18 protein-coding genes are annotated in these 18,869 nt (G+C 44.1%); 12 read left to right on the forward strand and 6 right to left on the reverse strand.

The genetic code is table 11. The features are described from left to right. Window positions 1–16 precede the first annotated feature (16 nt). The gene (locus M9H69_RS01865) at window positions 17–5,140 is read right to left on the reverse strand and encodes an SIALI-17 repeat-containing surface protein (RefSeq protein ID WP_250315762.1); all 5,124 of its coding nucleotides are present in this window, start codon (window positions 5,138–5,140) and stop codon (window positions 17–19) included. 324 nt (window positions 5,141–5,464) lie between these two features. Here M9H69_RS01865 and M9H69_RS01870 point away from each other — a divergent pair, with 324 nt between their 5' ends. The 10 genes from M9H69_RS01870 to yidD all read left to right on the forward strand — a co-directional run bounded on the left by M9H69_RS01870 (window position 5,465) and on the right by yidD (window position 11,633). Then, window positions 5,465–5,710: a YneF family protein gene (locus M9H69_RS01870; protein WP_250315763.1), complete on the forward strand. Its 246-nt coding sequence runs from the start codon at window positions 5,465–5,467 to the stop codon at window positions 5,708–5,710. A gap of 207 nt (window positions 5,711–5,917) precedes the next feature. Beyond that, the gene (gene racE / locus M9H69_RS01875; RefSeq protein ID WP_007522320.1) at window positions 5,918–6,712 is read left to right on the forward strand and encodes a glutamate racemase; all 795 of its coding nucleotides are present in this window, start codon (window positions 5,918–5,920) and stop codon (window positions 6,710–6,712) included. Next, a complete protein-coding gene (locus tag M9H69_RS01880) occupies window positions 6,709–7,680 on the forward strand; it encodes a nucleoside-triphosphate diphosphatase (RefSeq protein WP_250315764.1) in 972 nt (323 codons plus the stop codon). Before racE ends, M9H69_RS01880 begins: the two co-directional genes overlap by 4 nt. After that, complete coding sequence (locus tag M9H69_RS01885) at window positions 7,656–8,177, forward strand: metallophosphoesterase (RefSeq protein ID WP_250315765.1); 522 nt, start codon at window positions 7,656–7,658, stop codon at window positions 8,175–8,177. Before M9H69_RS01880 ends, M9H69_RS01885 begins: the two co-directional genes overlap by 25 nt. Next, window positions 8,174–8,635 (forward strand): cyclic-di-AMP-binding protein CbpB, encoded by a 462-nt coding sequence (gene cbpB / locus M9H69_RS01890; protein ID WP_000560697.1) that lies wholly within the window; start codon window positions 8,174–8,176, stop codon window positions 8,633–8,635. Before M9H69_RS01885 ends, cbpB begins: the two co-directional genes overlap by 4 nt. Then, complete coding sequence (gene xerD / locus M9H69_RS01895) at window positions 8,632–9,366, forward strand: site-specific tyrosine recombinase XerD (protein WP_284453897.1); 735 nt, start codon at window positions 8,632–8,634, stop codon at window positions 9,364–9,366. Before cbpB ends, xerD begins: the two co-directional genes overlap by 4 nt. Further along, a complete protein-coding gene (locus M9H69_RS01900; RefSeq protein ID WP_250315767.1) occupies window positions 9,366–10,094 on the forward strand; it encodes a segregation/condensation protein A in 729 nt (242 codons plus the stop codon). The genes xerD and M9H69_RS01900 overlap by 1 nt, the downstream gene beginning before the upstream one ends. 18 nt (window positions 10,095–10,112) lie before the next feature. After that, window positions 10,113–10,682 (forward strand): SMC-Scp complex subunit ScpB, encoded by a 570-nt coding sequence (gene scpB / locus M9H69_RS01905; RefSeq protein ID WP_000105288.1) that lies wholly within the window; start codon window positions 10,113–10,115, stop codon window positions 10,680–10,682. Continuing rightward, window positions 10,669–11,391, forward strand: coding sequence for a pseudouridine synthase (locus M9H69_RS01910; protein WP_001222211.1), 723 nt, complete (start codon window positions 10,669–10,671; stop codon window positions 11,389–11,391). Before scpB ends, M9H69_RS01910 begins: the two co-directional genes overlap by 14 nt. Then, window positions 11,391–11,633 (forward strand): membrane protein insertion efficiency factor YidD, encoded by a 243-nt coding sequence (gene yidD, locus M9H69_RS01915; protein WP_002876431.1) that lies wholly within the window; start codon window positions 11,391–11,393, stop codon window positions 11,631–11,633. Before M9H69_RS01910 ends, yidD begins: the two co-directional genes overlap by 1 nt. A 31-nt stretch (window positions 11,634–11,664) precedes the next feature. Here yidD and M9H69_RS01920 read toward each other — a convergent pair whose 3' ends face one another. The 4 genes from M9H69_RS01920 to M9H69_RS01935 form a co-directional block, all read right to left on the reverse strand. Continuing rightward, window positions 11,665–12,636, reverse strand: a complete 972-nt coding sequence (locus M9H69_RS01920; RefSeq protein WP_000858286.1) for a siderophore ABC transporter substrate-binding protein — start codon at window positions 12,634–12,636, stop codon at window positions 11,665–11,667. Between the two features lie 99 nt (window positions 12,637–12,735). After that, window positions 12,736–13,488, reverse strand: a complete 753-nt coding sequence (locus M9H69_RS01925) for an iron ABC transporter ATP-binding protein (RefSeq protein WP_250315768.1) — start codon at window positions 13,486–13,488, stop codon at window positions 12,736–12,738. Further along, window positions 13,485–14,441: an iron chelate uptake ABC transporter family permease subunit gene (locus M9H69_RS01930; RefSeq protein WP_250315769.1), complete on the reverse strand. Its 957-nt coding sequence runs from the start codon at window positions 14,439–14,441 to the stop codon at window positions 13,485–13,487. Before M9H69_RS01930 ends, M9H69_RS01925 begins: the two co-directional genes overlap by 4 nt. Then, entirely contained in the window at window positions 14,431–15,390 is a 960-nt protein-coding gene (locus M9H69_RS01935) for an ABC transporter permease (protein ID WP_250315770.1), read from the reverse strand. The genes M9H69_RS01930 and M9H69_RS01935 overlap by 11 nt, the downstream gene beginning before the upstream one ends. Window positions 15,391–15,624: 234 nt before the next feature. On the opposite strand from M9H69_RS01935, the gene pepA reads away from it, so the two are divergent. Both pepA and M9H69_RS01945 read left to right on the forward strand, forming a co-directional pair. Then, window positions 15,625–16,689 (forward strand): glutamyl aminopeptidase, encoded by a 1,065-nt coding sequence (pepA, locus tag M9H69_RS01940; RefSeq protein WP_250315771.1) that lies wholly within the window; start codon window positions 15,625–15,627, stop codon window positions 16,687–16,689. Between the two features lie 21 nt (window positions 16,690–16,710). Then, window positions 16,711–17,007 carry a bacteriocin immunity protein gene (locus tag M9H69_RS01945; RefSeq protein ID WP_250315772.1) on the forward strand — a complete coding sequence of 99 codons (297 nt, stop codon included), beginning with the start codon at window positions 16,711–16,713 and terminating at the stop codon, window positions 17,005–17,007. Window positions 17,008–17,103: 96 nt separating this feature from the next. On the opposite strand, the gene M9H69_RS01950 is transcribed toward M9H69_RS01945, so the two are convergent. After that, window positions 17,104–18,735, reverse strand: coding sequence for a Na/Pi cotransporter family protein (locus tag M9H69_RS01950; RefSeq protein ID WP_250315773.1), 1,632 nt, complete (start codon window positions 18,733–18,735; stop codon window positions 17,104–17,106). Window positions 18,736–18,869: the final 134 nt, after the last annotated feature.

The raw sequence follows: 18,869 nt of genomic DNA on the forward strand, positions 1-18,869 counted from the left end.
TTTGTGTGCTTAAAGGTTAGTTGGAGTCATCCTTTCTTCCTTTTAACATAAAAGTGGCTGTGAGGGCTAGGCTGAGGCCTGCTAAGAAGAGGAGTGGGTTGGACGCATCTCCTGTTGCTGGAAGTTCTTCTTTAGGAGAATGATATCCAGTTTTAGCAAGGCTAGGACTAGATGAAAGTTGTTCAGTCTCGTGTGCTAAGGTTTCTGTATCTGAAGCACTTGTTTTTTCCTCTGTGTTAGAGCTTGTTCCAGCAGCTTGATAGACGACAGCATAGGTACTGAAATGACTAGTGATGAATTCTACCTTTCTGTCTCGAACGGTGAAATCAAGGACTTGCAACTCCTTGGTCGGAGTGATGTAGTAGACCTTTTCTACGTTAGCTGAAATAGGCAAGCGAACCAAGACAGAGCCTTTTGGCTGCAAGCTATGATCGGTTGGATTTTTAAGTTGTAGGTCGTAAGCATCATAGGTCTTGCCAAAGAGTTCTTGAGCTAAGACACGTTGGCTAGAAACGTGAGAAATTCCTTCTAAGTCGCTGGCTCCACCGATGATTTCCACTCCAGTCTCCTTATTTTTCAAGACTCGAACTGGATAGCCAGGAAGGCTAAGGGTTGGAGCGGTCTGCTCCCCGCTAGTCCCAATAGGTTTAGTGTACTCAGGTTTTTCAACAGTAGGAGCTTCCTCTTGCCCTGCTGTTCCGATCGATTCGGTGTACTCAGGTTTTTCAACAGTAGGGGCTTCCTCTTGCCCTGCCGTTCCGATAGGCTCGGTGTATTCAGGTATTTTTACTGTTGGCTCTTCTTCTTCTCCCGCAGTTCCGATAGGTTTAGTGTATTCAGGTTTTTCAACAGTAGGTGGCTCTTCTTGTCCTGCTGTTCCGATAGGCTCGGTGTATTCGGGAATTTTTACAGTAGGAGCTGGTTCGTCCCCCTTGCTTGTAGTTGGTTGCTTCTCGTCAACCTTTTTCTCATCTTTTTTAGTAAAGACGGCTACGACAGGACTGCTTGTGCTAGTTCCTTGAATGGCATAAGCTTCAATCGCTTTTCCAGTTTGTCTATCAGTAGCCTCAGGGATTGGGATTTGAACTTGATTGTCTTGGACTGATAGGATAGTCTGATCTCCACTTGTAACCAGATGCGTTTCATCCACTTTGCGTAAGACTAGAGGATCTTTGACACCTGGGAAGGTCACTGCGATAGCTTCCCAATCTCCAGCTGGTAGGCTTAAGGAAATGGTTTTGTCATTTTCCTTAAGAGGCGCGATGCTAGGGCTATCTAAACCAACAGCTGGAGCTTTGATGATATCAAAGGAGTCAAGAGAGATTTTCTTGCGACCTTCTGGCGAATCTGGATCAACACGTAATGTTAGGGTGTGCGGACCATCAGTGAGATTTGTAAATTCGCCAATAAAGGCCCTCTTTTCAGTTGGACCTGAAGTGTAGAAGTCTAGACTTGACATTTCTTTGCCATCTAGTGTAACACGTGCTCGTCCAAGAGCGAGGCTCTTCAAGCCAAAGATACGAATACCTGTCCCTGTAAAGGAAATAGTTGCCTGAGCTTCTGAAGCAGTACTTGGGTAGCTGTTGTTAATGTCAGCGTATTTTTCCGTACCTCCGTAGAGTTCAGGGTCAGACCAGTCCTTAAACTGGGAACCATACTGGATGCGTGAATCGCGATCATCCATTTTTTCTATCGTGTTACCTGTTCCTGCTAGGATCTTGAAGTAGTCTAATGAAATTTTCGAGCGCTCACTACCACGTCCTTTGTGCTCACGTTTAACACGAAGAGTCAGTGTATGAGGTCCGTCAGACAATCCTGCGAAACGACCGATAAGACTACCTTTTTCAGTTGCCCCAGCAGTATGGAAGTCAAGCTCCCCGACCTCTTTGCCATCAATTTTAGCAGTGGCAAGACCTAGTTCAGACGATTTCAGTCCATAGATTTCGATACCAACGCCAGTGAAAGGAATGGTAGCAGTGAGATCTTCGTCTGTATAGTCCCCTTTTGAAAGGTCAGCAAATTTCTCTGTTCCTCCAAATAATTCTGAGTCTGCCCAGTTTCCAAAGGCGGCTCCGTACTGGATACGGCTATCTCGGTCGTCTATCAACTCGCTGTATGTTTCGACAGTGGCCTGTTCAGATACTTGGGTAGGAACTTCGCCCAGCATAGCCTTGACGGTATAAGTGTAGGCATGTTGAGGATCCAGTGATCGGTCAATAAAGTGGGTTTGATTGGTTACAAATTCTTTGCTTGCAGAGGTTTGGCCAGACGCGTCTTTCACTTGTCTTTGGATGACATAGTGGGTAGCACCTTCTACTTGGTTGAAGGTGAGTTCGGCAGTGACTCCATTTTGTCGAACGGCTGTCAGACTGGTTACACGACCAGGGAAATGTTCAAAGGTAATGACATCCCCCTTTTGTGTTGTCAGTTGGATGCGATTATCTTTAAGCACAGTTGCCGTGACTGGTTTGCCATTGACCTTGATTTGGCTGGCTTCGATATTTGGATAGTCTACAACTAGGTCTCCACCGACATTTGACAGGAAGGACAAGCTTTGCAGGTTTTTATCTTTCCATTTCATGCTGACTTCAAAGTTACCACGGGCAATCAAACCAGAAACTTGACCGTCTTTCCAAGCATCTGGAAGGGCTGGCAATGGCGCAATATAGCCAGTATGAGATTGGAGGAGCATTTCTGCCATCCCACTAGTTGCCCCAAAGTTTCCGTCGATTTGGAATGGTGCGTGGGTATCCCAAAGGTTTTCTAGGGTTGAGTACTTGAGCTGTTCAGCGAGTAGACGATGGGCACGGTTACCGTCTAAGAGACGGGCCCAAAGGTTGATTTTATTAGCCTTAGACCAACCAGTACCACCATCTCCACGGTGGTTTAAAGTAGCACGCGCAGCCTCTAGGTATTCAGCCTGGTCCTTGCTAAAGAGCGTACCAGGGAAGAGCCCAACTAGATGGGAAACGTGGCGGTGGTTGTTTTCAATCCCTTCATTAGTGAATTGTGGACTGTCCTCCTCATACCATTCCTTGATACGTCCTTCTTTATTGATATGAAGGGGTTTTAGTTTGTCAAATTTAGCCTTAACCTCTGTGACTAAGTCTTGGTCGACTTTCAGATGGTTGGCAACTTCCATGTAGTCGTGGAATAGTTGCCAGACTAGCGACTGGTCAAAGGTGTTCCCGATTGTGATGGTCCCGTGTTCTGGTGAGTAGGATGGAGAAGACACCCAACGGTCGCTGGTCTTGTCATAGTGCAAGAAGGAGTTCCAGAACTTAGCGGTTTCCTTGAGCATTGGATAAATCTTTTCTTTTAGATAAGTTTCATCCTTGGTGAACTTATAGTAGTCATAGACATTCTGCATCATCCAAGCGTTGGCTGCTGGAGACCAACCCCAATAGTAATTCCAGCCTGGAGTAGTCCAGCCAAATGGTGTCGCCTGAGTGTGGACCAGCCAACCATTTTCTTGACCGTCTTTGGATTCGATACCAGCGTATTCCTTGGCAGCGATACGACCATAATAGCGCATGTCGTCAATGTAATTGATCATTGGCTTGGCAGTTTCAGCAAGGTTGCTCATGTAGGCAGGCCAATAGTTCATTTGCAAATTGACATTGAGGTGGTAGTCAGCGTTCCAAGGTGGATTGTCTACAGCATTCCAGACTCCTTGTAGGTTGGCAGGAAGGGCATCTGTCCGATCACGAGACGAACTGATGAGTAAATAACGTCCGTATTGGAAGAAGAGTTCTTCCAATTTTTGCCCTTTTTCTGGGTCATAGCCTTGAAGGGCCTCTTTTGTCGTTTGAGCAGTCTTGTTTCCGCCTAGATTTAGTTTAACGCGGTTAAAGAGACTTTGATAATCCTTGATATGGTCCTTTTTAAGTGTCTCGTAGTCTTTGGCCTTAGCAGCTTCGACAATCCCTTTAACTGTTTTTTCGAGGTCAATGTCTTTTCGATAGTTGGTTTTTGGATTCTGAGCAAAGTTAGTCTTGGCACTGAGATAGAGGGTCGCATAACTTGCGCCTGTAACGGTTAGAGTTTCGTCCTGAACAGTCACCTTTCCGTCCGTTTTAATTCCTAGGTAGGATGCAAATTTGAGGCCGTTATCTTTGACAGTTCCTTTTAGAAGGATTCCATGTTCATCTGTAGTGACATGACCATTCTTAAAGTTGGAATATTCCCAAGAGTATTCACCATTAGCAAGCAAGTCTTCTGTCAGGCTATTCCAAAGGGTAAAGTCAAGCGTCTTGTTTCCTTTTTTGGTCAAGTGGGTCACAGTGACATCATCAGGATAGCTGGAGAAGGTTTCGCGTTTGAAGGTCGTCCCATCTTGGGTGTAAGAAGTTGTTGTAGTGGCTTCTGTGATATCCAGATTACGGTGATAATCAGTTACAGTATCTAACCCTTTCTTCTGGTTATTAAAGACCATGAAGATATCTCCAAAGGCTAGGTAACGTCCATACTGGGCGTTGTTTGGTCCAACCAGATTTTGTTCAGCTAGCTGTTTTGCTTTTTGGCGGTCACCAGCTTCGAGGGCTTTACGAATCTCAGCCAAGACCTTGTAGCGCTCCTTGTAGTTTCCTCCGTTATAGTCGGTGCTATCGGGTTGTGGTCCTCCTGACCAGAGGGTCTTTTCGTTGTACTGGATTCTCTCTTCCCCAATGAGTCCGAAAACCTTGGCTCCCATTTCTCCATTTCCGACAGGAAGGGCTTGTTTTTCCCATCCATCATAGGAGGGAGCTGTTGGTTGATCGTAGTTGAGTTGATAGTTTTCTTGCTTTGTCACAGGCTGATCTGCTTTTTCAGGTTCCTTATTTTCTTTAGCTTCTACAATGGCTTCTTCACTAGCTTGACTATTTGTCGTCTGAGTCTCGTTAGCTGGCTTGCTTTCGGAAACTACTGGACTCTCGGCTAGAGACGGTTTTGTAGTTTCAGTAGCTTCAGCAGCTTTGGGTTCACTATCAGGCTTAGTGATAGCTTCGACAGAGGTTGGTTCAGTTTGCTTGACCTCAACACTGTCTGCAGCTACAGTATGGTTGACTAGAAAAACAGCCCCCAGCAAAACAGAAGCAGTCCCAACCGTTAGTTTGCGGATGCTATAGCGACAGGATTTCTCCCAAAATCTTTTATCCATAGAAATCTCCTTTAGCATTTGGAACCGTTTACATTTTGTAAGACAAATCCCTATATTTTTGTTTCTATTTACCTCCCATTCTACTGGTCATCTAGCATTTGTCAAGAGGTTTCTGGTGAAAAACATATTTGATATTGCTTTTTCTTAAAATAGTAGAAGAAAGAGAGGAAAGGGTGGAATTATTCGTAATTTCATAGTTCATTCTGAATGTAAGACTAGCTTAGAATTGGCTTAACTCCATCCCTGAAAGCGTAAAACAAACTAGTCAGAAAAGTCACTTTATGGTATAATATAGAAGACTCAAAAAGAAACAGGAGAAAAAGAATGGATTTACTTTTAGCAGTTATCTTGATTGTGCTAGCTTTTCTAGGAGGAGCTCTTGGAGGTATGTATTTGGTTCGTAAGCAGATCGAAAAAGAATTTGCTGACAACCCACGTTTGAACGCTGAGGCAGTTCGTGCTCTCTTGAGCGCAAATGGTCAAAAACCAAGCGAAGCCAAGGTTCAACAAGTTTACCACCAAATCATCCGTCAACAAAAAGCAGCCCTTGCTAACAATAAAAAGAAATAAATAGGAAAAGTCTGGGATGAAAGTTCCAGACTTCTCACTATGTTCAATAGTTCTCAAGGATAAGACTTTTTCCTTGCATTCTATTGATATTTGATTATGATTAAGAGAGAGGCAGTTGACATTTTATCGAGCTGTCGGTCAGTTCGTTCAGGATAAGGAATCATGATGAACTATCAATCAGAAAAAGAAGACTAGAAAGAAGACTGTATGGATAATCGACCAATTGGTTTTTTGGATTCGGGTGTCGGGGGCTTGACTGTTGTTCGTGAGCTCATGCGCCAGCTTCCCCATGAAGAAATCGTCTATATTGGAGATTCGGCTCGGGCGCCCTACGGCCCTCGTCCTGCTGAGCAAATTCGTGAATATACTTGGCAGTTGGTCAACTTTCTCTTGACCAAGGATGTCAAAATGATTGTCATTGCTTGTAATACTGCGACCGCGGTCGTCTGGGAAGAAATCAAGGCGAAACTAGACATTCCTGTCCTAGGTGTGATTTTGCCAGGAGCTTCGGCAGCTATCAAGTCCAGTCAAGGCGGGAAAATCGGAGTGATTGGAACCCCTATGACGGTACAATCAGACATATATCGTCAGAAAATCCATGATTTGGATCCAGACTTACAGGTGGAAAGTTTGGCCTGTCCCAAGTTTGCCCCCTTGGTGGAGTCTGGTGCCCTGTCAACCAGTGTTACCAAGAAAGTGGTTTATGAAACCCTGCGTCCCTTGGTCGGCAAAGTGGATAGCCTGATTTTGGGCTGTACCCATTACCCACTCCTTCGCCCTATCATCCAAAATGTCATGGGACCAAAGGTCCAGCTCATCGATAGTGGGGCAGAGTGTGTGCGGGATATCTCGGTTTTGCTGAACTATTTTGAAATCAATCGTAGCCGAGATGCGGGACCTCTTCAACATCGTTTTTACACAACAGCCAATAGCCAAAGTTTTGCCCAGATTGGAGCAGAATGGCTGGAAAAAGAGATTCATGTGGAGCATGTAACTTTATGACAAACAAAATTTATGAATACAAGGACGACCAGGACTGGTATGTCGGTGTCTGGGATGTCTATGGAGGCATCTATAGCCTTATCAAAGATCCTCTCGAGCTTGATTTTATGGATTTAGCGCGGATTTTTCGTGACGAAGAAAATGGCTTCCCGATTACGATAACAGTGATGCGCTGGTCTTCTAACTTCCGTCTGCTCTCCTTTATCGTTGAGATTTTAAATGCCGAAGCAGGCCGCAATCTAGAAGTCATCCAACGTCAGGGAGTTCTGCTCTTGGTTGAAAATGAGAAGCTTTTGCATGTCGAATTGCCTAAAGAAGGAGTCGATGTAGAAGCCTTCTTTGAAACTAGCAAGGTTAGAGAAACTCTGCTCATTGCGACTCGTAACGAGGGCAAGACCAAGGAATTCCGAGCCATCTTTGACAAGTTAGGCTACGATGTGGAAAATCTCAATGACTATCCAGATCTGCCTGAAGTAGCTGAAACAGGCATGACTTTTGAAGAAAATGCCCGCCTCAAGGCAGAAACCATTTCTCAATTAACAGGAAAGATGGTGCTAGCAGATGACTCAGGTCTCAAAGTCGATGTCCTTGGTGGCTTGCCAGGTGTCTGGTCAGCTCGTTTTGCAGGTGTAGGAGCAACCGACCGTGAAAACAATGCTAAACTCTTGCACGAATTGGCCATGGTCTTTGAACTCAAGGACCGTTCGGCACAATTCCACACAACCCTGGTTGTAGCTAGTCCAAACAAGGAAAGTTTGGTTGTCGAAGCTGACTGGCCAGGCTACATTAACTTTGAACCTAAGGGGGAGAATGGCTTTGGCTATGACCCGCTCTTCCTGGTAGGAGAGACAGGTAAATCCTCAGCAGAGCTAACCCTTGAAGAAAAAAATAGCCAATCCCACCGAGCCTTAGCCGTTAAGAAACTTTTGGAGGTATTTCCATCATGGCAAAGCAAACCATCATTGTAATGAGTGATTCCCATGGCGATAGCTTGATTGTGGAAGAAATTCGCGATCGCTATCTGGGGAAAGTCGATGCCATTTTTCACGATGGTGACTCAGAACTCCGTCCTGATGCTCCACTTTGGGAGGGCATCCATGTCATCAAAGGCAACATGGACTTTTATGCGGGCTACCCAGAACGTTTGGTGACCCAACTTGGTCCGACCAAGATTATCCAGACTCACGGACACTTATTTGATATCAATTTCAACTTTCAAAAGTTGGACTACTGGGCTCAGGAAGAAGATGCCGACATCTGTCTCTATGGTCATTTGCATGTGCCAAGTGCTTGGATGGAAGGCAAAACACTCTTTTTAAATCCAGGCTCCATCAGCCAACCACGAGGGACTATCAGAGAATGTCTCTATGCTCGAGTGGAGATTGATGACAGCTATTTCAAAGTAGACTTTTTGACACGTGATCATGAGATTTATCCAGGCTTGTCCAAGGAGTTCGCTCGATGATTGCCAAGGAATTTGAAGCATTTTTACTGGAGCAGGAAGAAACTTTTCTTACCCCTGCTGAGAATCTAGCAGCTTTGATTGATACCCATAACGCTGACCATGCGATTCTAGTGCTGAGCCAAATCACCTATACCCGTATCCCTGTTGTGACCTTTGACAAACGCTTTGTCGGAACCATTGGTCTGAGAGACATTTTGGCTTATCAAATGGAGCAAGGTTTGACGGATGAACAGATGGCAACGACAGATATCGTCAATATGACCAAGACGGATGTGGCAGTTGTCGCTCCAGACTATAACATCACAGAAGTCCTCCATAAACTGGTGGATGAACCCTTCTTGCCAGTGGTAGATGGTGAAGGAATTTTCCAAGGAATCATCACGCGCAAGTCCATCCTCAAGGCCGTCAATGCCCTTTTGCATGACTTTAGTAAGGAATATGAGATTCGATGCAAATGAGAGATAGGATTTCAGACTTTTTAGAGGGAAAGCAGGGTTTGTCTGCCAATTCCAAGCAATCTTATAAGTATGATCTGGAGCAATTTTTAGATATGGTAGGGGAGCGGATTTCTGAGACCAGTCTCAAGATTTACCAAGCCCAGCTTGCTAACCTAAAAATGAGCGCCCAGAAGCGAAAACTTTCGGCCTGTAACCAATTTCTCTACTTTCTCTATCAAAGAGGAGAGGTGGACAGTTTTTACCGCTTGGAATTAGCCAAACAAGCTGAAAAGAAGACCGAAAAGCCAGAACTGTTAGACCTAGAGTCTTTTTGGCAGGAAAGTGATTATCCAGAAGGACGCTTGCTGGCGCTCTTAATCCTAGAAATGGGACTCTTGCCAAGCGAAATTTTAGCTCTCAAGGTTGCGGATATCAATCTGGATTTTCAAGTTTTGAGAATCAACAAGGCTTCCCAACAGAGGATTGTCACTATTCCCACGACCTTGCTTTCAGAATTGGAACCCTTGATGGGGCAGACCTATCTCTTTGAAAGGGGAGGGAAAGCCTATTCTCGTCAGTGGGCCTTTCGTCAGCTGGAGTCCTTTGTCAAGGAGAAAGGTTTCCCAGCCTTATCAGCCCAAGCCTTGCGGGAACAGTTCATTCTAAGACAAATAGAAAACAAGGTCGATTTGTACGAAATTGCAAAAAAACTAGGATTAAAAACAGTCCTGACCTTAGAGAAATATAGATAATGGATATTAAATTAAAAGATTTTGAAGGGCCCCTGGACTTGCTCTTGCACCTGGTTTCCAAGTATCAGATGGATATTTACGATGTGCCCATTACGGAAGTCATCGAACAGTATCTAGCCTATGTCTCAACCCTGCAGGCCATGCGTCTGGAAGTGACGGGCGAGTACATGGTCATGGCCAGTCAGCTCATGCTAATCAAGAGCCGCAAACTTCTTCCAAAGGTGGCAGAAGTGGCAGATTTGGAGGATGACCTGGAGCAGGATCTCCTCTCCCAAATCGAAGAATATCGTAAGTTTAAACTCTTGGGTGAGCACTTGGAGGCTAAGCACCAAGATCGGGCCCAGTATTATTCCAAAGCGCCGACAGAGTTGATCTACGAGGATGCAGAGCTTGTGCATGATAGGACGACTATTGACCTCTTTTTGGCTTTTTCAAATATCCTAGCCAAGAAAAAAGAGGAGTTCGCTCAGAACCACACGACCATCTTGCGGGATGAGTATAAGATTGAGGATATGATGGTCATCGTAAAGGAGTCCTTGACTGGACGAGACCAGTTGCGTTTGCAGGATTTGTTCAAGGAAGCCCAGAATGTCCAAGAGGTCATTACCCTCTTTTTGGCGGCCTTAGAGTTAATCAAAACCCAGGAACTGATCCTTGTGCAAGAGGAGAGTTTCGGAGATATCTATCTCATGGAAAAGAAGGAAGAAAGTCAAGAGGCACAAAGCTAGACTTGATAGAGAGGAAAGATGAGTACTTTAGCAGAAATAGAAGCGCTCTTGTTTGTAGCAGGTGAAGATGGGATTCGAGTCCGTCAGTTGGCTGAACTCCTATCGCTTCCCCCGACAGGCATCCAGCAGAGTTTAGAAAAATTAGCCCAAAAGTATGAAAAAGACCAAGAGTCGAGTTTGTCCCTGATTGAGACAGGTGGCGCTTACAGATTGGTGACCAAGCCTCAATTTGCAGCGATTTTAAAGGAATACTCCAAGGCGCCCATTAACCAGAGTTTATCTCGGGCGGCCCTTGAGACCTTGTCCATCATTGCCTACAAGCAGCCCATTACGCGGATAGAAATTGATGCCATCCGTGGGGTCAATTCGAGTGGGGCTTTGGCAAAGTTACAGGCCTTTGACTTGATACGAGAAGATGGGAAAAAAGAAGTGTTGGGTCGTCCCAATCTCTATGTGACTACGGATTATTTCCTAGATTACATGGGGATAAACCATTTAGAAGAATTGCCAGTGATTGATGAGCTTGAGATTCAAGCCCAAGAAAGCCAATTATTTGGTGAAAGGATAGAAGAAGATGAGAATCAATAAATATATTGCCCACGCAGGTGTGGCCAGTAGGAGAAAAGCAGAAGAGCTGATCAAGCAAGGCTTGGTGACGGTCAACGGCCAAGTGGTGCGTGAACTAGCAACGACCATCAAGGCTGGAGACAAGGTTGAAGTTGAAGGTCAACCTATCTATAACGAAGAAAAGGTCTACTATCTTCTCAATAAACCGCGCGGTGTGATTTCCAGTGTGACAGATGACAAGGGCCGCAAGACTGTTGTGGATCTCTTGCCAAATGTAAAAGAGCGTATTTACCCAGTTGGACGTTTGGACTGGGATACATCAGGTGTTTTGATTTTGACCAATGATGGGGATTTTACGGATGAGATGATTCACCCTCGTAATGAGATTGACAAGGTCTATGTCGCGCGTGTTAAAGGTGTGGCCAATAAGGACAATCTCCGTCCCTTGACCCGCGGACTTGAGATTGATGGCAAGAAAACCAAGCCAGCTGTTTATGAAATTCTCAAAGTGGATCCAGTTAAAAATCGCTCTGTGGTACAGTTGACCATTCACGAAGGACGTAACCACCAAGTTAAAAAGATGTTTGAAGCTGTCGGTCTTCAAGTGGATAAGTTGTCTCGGACACGTTTTGGACACTTAGATTTGACAGGCCTTCGTCCGGGAGAATCTCGTCGCCTTAACAAAAAAGAAATCAGCCAACTACACACCATGGCGGTAACTAAAAAATAATGAAACGAATCTTAATAGCGCCAGTACGCTTTTACCAACGTTTTATCTCACCAGTCTTTCCCCCCTCTTGTCGTTTTGAGCCTACTTGTTCCAACTACATGATCCAGGCTATTGAAAAACATGGCTTCAAGGGTGTCTTGATGGGTTTGGCTCGGATTTTACGTTGCCATCCCTGGTCGAAAACAGGCAAGGATCCCGTACCAGACCACTTTTCACTCAAACGAAACCAAGAAGAAAAATAACCCAACATCATTTGATGTTGGGTTTTCTTGCTTATTTCAAAGCTTTTTGTGCGTCTTCAATCATGAGTTTAGTTGATTCAAGACCGCCTCCGCTTAGATACCAGAGGTCTGGTGTTAGTTGGATAATTTTTCCATTTTTAGCGGCAGGAGTTTCAGCGATGAGGGCATTTTCTAGGACGCCATCGTTGCTAGAGTTGTCACCACCGATGGCAAGGGTACGGTTGATGACAAAGAGGATGTCAGGATTGATTTCTTTGACACTTTCAAAGCTGACTTCTTGTCCGTGGCGAGAGTCTTCAAATTGAGTGTCTGTTGGCTTGAATTTCAAGGTTTGGTACAAGAAAGAGAAACGAGATTGGGCACCAAAGGCAGCCATTTTTCCTTCATTGAGGAGGATAGCAAGGGCTTTTTTGTCAGAACTTTCGTTTTTAGTAGCGACTTCTTGAATGCTCTTGTCTAGGTTGGCTAATTCCTCTTTGGCTTTCTGTGTACCAGTTTCACCAAAGGCGCTTGCTAAGGATTCGATGTTGGCCTTGGTAGAAGTCCAGTAGTCGTCCTTACTTGCTTGGAAGAGAACAGTTGGAGCAATTTCTTTGAACTTGTCTACGAATTTTTGGGTACGTGGAGAAGCGATAATTAGATCTGGTTCAAGAGCAGCAATGGCTTCTAGGTCTGGCTCAACCATAGAACCAACATTTTTGACATTTCCTGCAAGATCTTTTAGGTAAGTCGGAACAGTTTTTGTAGGCATTCCGACGATATTCTTTTCAAATCCTAAAGCACGAATAGTATCCGCAGCACCGAGGTCAAAAGTCACAATCTTTTCAGGAACCTTTGAAAGTTTGACCTCGTCTAGTGAACTTTTAATGGTTATCTCTGTTGGAGCAGAGCTACTTGTCTCTGTCTGGCTAGTGCTTGAGTTTGTATTTGTACTACATGCACCAAGTAGGAGCAAGAAGCTGGCCACTAGGGCAGTAAGATAAAGTTTAAGGGATGTTTTCATGATTTCTCCTTTTTAAAATGTGATAACGATGTAGGGAGTCTCTTAGATAGGCTTATTAGCTAAGAGACAGAGAATTCTCTAACATGAGTTTCTGAGTTACTAGCTATAGATACAGATCTTTTTGCCATTGATATCAGCTAGCGTGATAGGAATCTCATAGAGTTGACTGAGCAGGTCAGCCTGCATGATTTGAGCAGTCGTTCCCTTGCAAAAGACTTGACCGTCCTTGAAGGCAACAATTTCATCTGCATACTGGCTGGCCATGTTGATATCGTGGAGGACTATGATAATGGTCTTCCCTAGTTCCTCCACCAGTCGCTTGAGAATCTGCATCATGCTGACGCTTTGCTTGATATCGAGGTTGTTAAGTGGTTCGTCCAGCAAGATAAAGTCTGTATCCTGGGCTAGTACCATGGCGATAAAGACACGTTGGAGCTGTCCACCAGACAGACTATCGATGTAGCGGTCTTTTAAGTTTGTCAGTTCCAGATAGTCCAGAGTTTCTCGGATTTTTTCCCAGTCTTCTGTCTTCAGTCGACCACGGCTGTAGGGAAAACGTCCAAAACTGACCAGTTCTTCTACAGTCAATTTGGCTTGGTAATTGATCTTCTGCTTTAGGATGGTAAGCTCTCGAGCCAGTTCTTGCGAATTCCAACTTTCAATTTCACGACCTTTGATACTGAGAATTCCCTGATCCTTCTTGGTTAGTCTGCTCATAATGGAGAGGAGAGTTGATTTTCCAGCACCATTTGGACCAATAAAGGCTGTCAGTTTCTGAGGACTGACTTCAAGCGAAATGTCTTGCAAAATATCCTGTTTTTGAATGGATTTGTCAATGTTTTCCAGTTTCACCGACGTGCCCTCCTATAAAGTAAGATAAAGAATAAGAAGCCACCCACACTCTCGATAATCATGCTGATGCGAATTTCCAGTGCAAAGACTCGTTCAATGAGGGCTTGCCCCAAGGTCAAGCTAATAAATCCAATCAGAATAGCCACGATAAAGAGTAACTTGTGTCGATAATCTTTGACAATCAGGTAAGTGAGATTGGCCAGCATAAAGCCGAAGAAGGCCATAGGTCCTACCAAGGCAGTTGCCGTTGAGGTCAAAAGTACGATGCCCCAGAGGAGTTCTCTCTGTTCTTTTTCAACATCGAGTCCCAGTATCTGAGCTGTTTCTCTTTGCAGGTGTAAGACATCCAGAATGACTGCTTTTCGAAAGAAAAAGATTGTTAAAGCGAGGATGATTAGAGAACCGATGGCTAGGATGGAAGTGTTGAGATGCTGAAAGGAGGCAAAGAGACTGTTCTGCAGTTTATCGTATTCATTTGGATCCATCAGGACTTGGAGGAAGGTACTGATATTTCGAAAGAGACTTCCGAGTGCTAGACAGATTAGCAGAATGAAGACCAGATCTTGTTTCATCAGTGTCTTCAAGTAGCCTTGTAAGGCAAGAAAGAAGAGGGATTGGACAAGAAGTAAGATTAAAAATTCTAAGATAGGAGACTTTTCAAGCTGTAGAAATTTGCTTTCAAAAACCAGTAGCAGGGTTTGTAGCAAGACATAGAAGGATTCGATTCCCAAAATACTAGGTGTCAGGAAGCGATTTTCCGTCAGGGTTTGAAAACTAATGGTCGAAATCCCTGTCGCGATAACTACCAAGAGATAAACGACAATCTTTTGAGAACGAAGTTTCCAAGCAAAGACAGATAGGTGACTAATAGGCCAAAAGTAGAGGAGACAAGCTCCGATGGCCAGAATAATGAGAAGGCAGAAGAGCCTGGTATGTTTGCTTTTAAACTGCATCTTTTTGTCCCCCTCTCCATAAAAGTAGGATAAAGGCGAGACTACCGATGATTCCTAGAATGAGACTGACAGACAGCTCATAGGGCCGAATCAAGACTCGAGAGAGGATGTCACAGGCCAGAACTAGATTGGCACCGATCAGAGCGACCATGAGTTTGGTTTGACTCAGATTATCTCCATAGCGCTTGCGGACAAGATTGGGAACGATGACTCCGAGAAAAGGCAAGGCACCCACGGTAATCATGGTGACACTTGTCGTTAGCGCCACTAGAAATAGGGCCAGCTTTTCAAGTAGGGAGTAAGAAATTCCCAAACTCTCACTGGTTTCCTTACCCAGATTCATGATGGTAAAGGTTTGGGATAATTTCCAAACGGCTATCAGGATAATGAGGCCTAAGAAGAGCCACTCATACTGATGGGTCTGAATCATGGAGAAGGAACCCTGGGTCCAAGCCGTCATACTCTGAACTAGATTGAAACGGTAGGCGATAACTTCTGTGATAGAACCGATAATCCCACTATAGATGATCCCGATCAAGGGCAACATCCACCTTTCCTTTATAGAAAAAATAGTCATAAAGGCCAGGAAGAAGAGGGTAAATAAAATGGATGAGCCAAAAGCAAAGAGCATCTTTTGGGTCAGACTCGCAGACGGAAAGACAAAGAGGCTCAACACCATTCCCAGTTTGGCGGCTTCTGTCGTTCCGACTGTGCTTGGGGCAGCAAACTGATTTTGAGTAATGGTCTGCATGAGGAGTCCTGCCATGCTCATGCTAGAGGCTGCAAGGAGAATGCTGAGGGTTCTTGGAAGACGCGACTCTTGAAAGAGAAGCCAAGTCTGTTGGTCAAAAGCAAAGAATTTTTCCCAAGAAAAATCACTGGTTCCAATGGTAATGGAGAGAAAGACCAGGAGTAGAAGTAAGCCTGTTAAAATATGAGAAAGTTTCATGCCCCGTCCTTTCATGTAGATTTGCTATAAAAATACCCTTGGAGATAATGTAACACGATTTCTTTAATCTGTCAATAAATTTTCTGACAATTTAATGTAAAAAGAAAGAAAAATTTCTGAAATTACATCTGCCCCTCTCTTTTATTGGAAAAAATGAGTAAAAACCAATCCACCTTCCCACTATCCTTCTCCTATAAAAAGTGGTAAAATGGAGGACAGAAAGAAGGAACTGATATGACAACATTATTTTCAAAAATCAAAGAAGTAACAGAGCTTGCTGCGATCTCAGGTCATGAAGCGCCTGTCCGGACTTATCTTCGTGAAAAGTTGACACCGCACGTGGATGAAGTAGTGACAGATGGCTTGGGTGGTATTTTTGGTATCAAGCATTCAGAAGCTACGGACGCGCCCCGTGTTTTGGTTGCTTCTCATATGGACGAAGTTGGCTTTATGGTCAGTGAGATCAAGCCAGATGGGACCTTCCGTGTCGTTGAAATCGGTGGCTGGAACCCTATGGTAGTCAGCAGCCAACGCTTTAAACTCTTTACTCGTGACGGTCGTGAAATTCCCGTGATTTCAGGCTCTGTTCCACCACATTTGACACGTGGAACAGGTGGACCAACCATGCCAGCTATTGCAGATATCGTCTTTGATGGTGGTTTCGCGGATAAGGCTGAAGCAGAAAGTTTTGGCATCCGTCCTGGTGATACCATCGTACCAGATAGCTCTGCAATTTTAACAGCCAATGAAAAAAATATCATCTCCAAAGCTTGGGACAACCGCTACGGTGTTCTCATGGTGAGCGAGTTAGCTGAAGCCTTGTCAGGTCAAAAGCTTGACAATGAACTCTATCTGGGTTCTAATGTCCAAGAAGAAGTTGGTCTCCGTGGTGCTCATACTTCTACAACTAAGTTTGACCCAGAAGTCTTTCTAGCAGTTGACTGTTCACCTGCTGGTGATGTTTATGGTGGTCAAGGCAAGATTGGCGATGGAACCTTGATTCGTTTCTACGATCCAGGTCATTTGCTTCTCCCAGGAATGAAAGATTTCCTTTTGACAACGGCTGAGGAAGCTGGTATCAAGTACCAATACTACTGTGGTAAAGGCGGAACGGATGCTGGAGCAGCTCATCTGAAAAATGGTGGTGTTCCTTCTACAACTATCGGTGTCTGTGCCCGTTATATCCACTCTCACCAAACCCTCTACGCTATGGATGACTTCTTAGAAGCCCAAGCTTTCTTGCAAGCCTTGGTGAAAAAATTGGATCGTTCAACGGTTGATTTGATTAAGAAATATTAAACATAAGGGAGGTTGATTGGGATGACAGAACCAAACCTAGAAGGCCTTATAAAAGATCTTTACAACCATGCTCGACATGATTTGAGTGAAGATTTAGTTGCTGCTCTCCTAGAGACTGCTAAAAAACTACCTACTACAAATGAGCAATTGCTGGCAGTTCGTCTCTCAGGTCTGGTCAATCTTGAATTGTTCAGAAATCCCAAACACCCAGCACCTGAGTTGATCAACTTGGCTCGCTTTATCAAAAGAGAAGAAGCTAAGTGCAGAGGAACCGCGGTTTCTGCTATTATGTTTGGAGAGCTCTTTAAAATGCTTTGATTCCATTGTGAATCAAAGCGTTTTTATATATGGTAGAAAAGATATTCTTGATTAAGTAACGAAAAAACCACCTAAGTCAAGGTGGTTTCTTACCTATTAGATTTGTTCAGCAATGACCTTTTCAGCTAGGTTCATAGCATGGTCAGATACACGAGTGTAGTGGGAAATGATGTCGATAAAGTTGACCCCAGCTTGTGTTGAACATTCGCCCTTGTTAAGGCGTTTGATGTGGGTCTTTCTGAGAACGCGTTCCATATTGTTGATTTCTTTATGACGTTCAATCAGCCTTTGAGCTTTTTCAATATCATTGTTTTCCACACTATCAAGGGCATCTTTGATGAACTCAGTGGTAGCGTGATAAATCGCAGCTAGCTCTTCCAAAGCGGCCTCAGAGAACTGAACATTCTTGCGTTGGAGATAGTCTGTTAGGTTGATTAACCCTTCTGCGTGGTCTCCAATCCGTTCCAAATCACGTGATGAGTCAAGAATATTGGTTAAAATTTCACTTTCCTTTTGACTCAAGGATTCGCTTGAAAGGCTAATCAGGTAACGAGTGAGTTTTTCGTCAATTGTGTTAATTGCTTCTTCAGTCTTATGGCCTTTCTCAGCTAGTTTTTCATCTAGATTGACGATGTAGTCGTAGGAAAGGTCAAAAGCTTTTGCAGCATAGTTCCCCAAGTGAAGCAGTTCTTTTTTGGCATTTCCTAGAGCGATAGAAGGAGCCTGCTTGATGAGTTGTTCATCCAAGTAGAGAGCTTCGTATTTGACAACCTCATCTTCACCAGGAATGAGCTTGGTCACAATGTAAGCCAAGGCACCAATGAATGGGAACTGGATAATGGTATTTGTAATATTAAAGGTTCCGTGGGCAAAGGCAATGGTCATTTCTGGAGCTAGATTGAGAGTAGATTCAAACCATTGAATCAAGCCAGTGAAAGGTACAAGAAAGACAATACAGATGACCGTACCAATCACGTTAAAGACGACATGGGCACCGGCAACACGTTTGGCAGCGATATTGGCTCCAAGAGAAGCAATGATGGCTGTAATGGTCGTTCCGATATTATCACCAAACAAGACCGGTAGGGCACCTTGTAGGTCAATCAAACCACTTGCGTACAGGTTCTGTAAGATACCGATAGTTGCGGATGAAGCTTGAATGAGTAGGGTCAGTCCAGTTCCGACAAAGACACCTAGAATAGGACTCTTACTTAGTTCAACCATGTAGTCTCTAAAGACTTGCAGGTCTTTTAGGGGCTCCATTGCACCGCTCATAAGATTGAGGGCGAAGAAGATACCACCCACACCAAAGATAATCCGTCCGATGTTATTGATGGAGCGATTCTTGGTGAAGAAAAGACAAACAGCTCCGATAAAGAGCATAGGCAAGGCATAATCTCCTAGCTTAAAACCGATGATAAAGGATGTAACGGTGGTTCCAATATTGGCACCCATGACAATACCGATAGCCTGACGCAATGTCAAAAGTCCTGCACTGACAAGTCCCACTGTAATGACTGTAACACCAGAACTTGATTGAATCAGCGCCGTCATACCGATACCAACCAGCACACCGAAGAAGGGATTGCTGGTATATTTGTCAATGTAAAAACGAAGGCGATCTCCAGCAGCTTGTTGCAAACCGTCTCCCATGGTCTTGATACTATATAAAAATAGTCCCAGACCACCTAAAAAGTGAAATAAAATTTCCTGCCAATTAATGGACATTTCTTTTTCCTCCGAAAAATAATAACGGAATTTCTCCTATTCTATTTTAAAGGATAAAAGTAAATCTCACAAGTGTTTAGCTGAAATTTTCATGAGAAACAAGAACTTTCTTTTAAAATGAGAGATAGTTTCCC

The sequence above is a fragment of the Streptococcus oralis genome, from assembly GCF_023611505.1.
GTDB lineage: Bacteria > Bacillota > Bacilli > Lactobacillales > Streptococcaceae > Streptococcus > Streptococcus oralis_CT.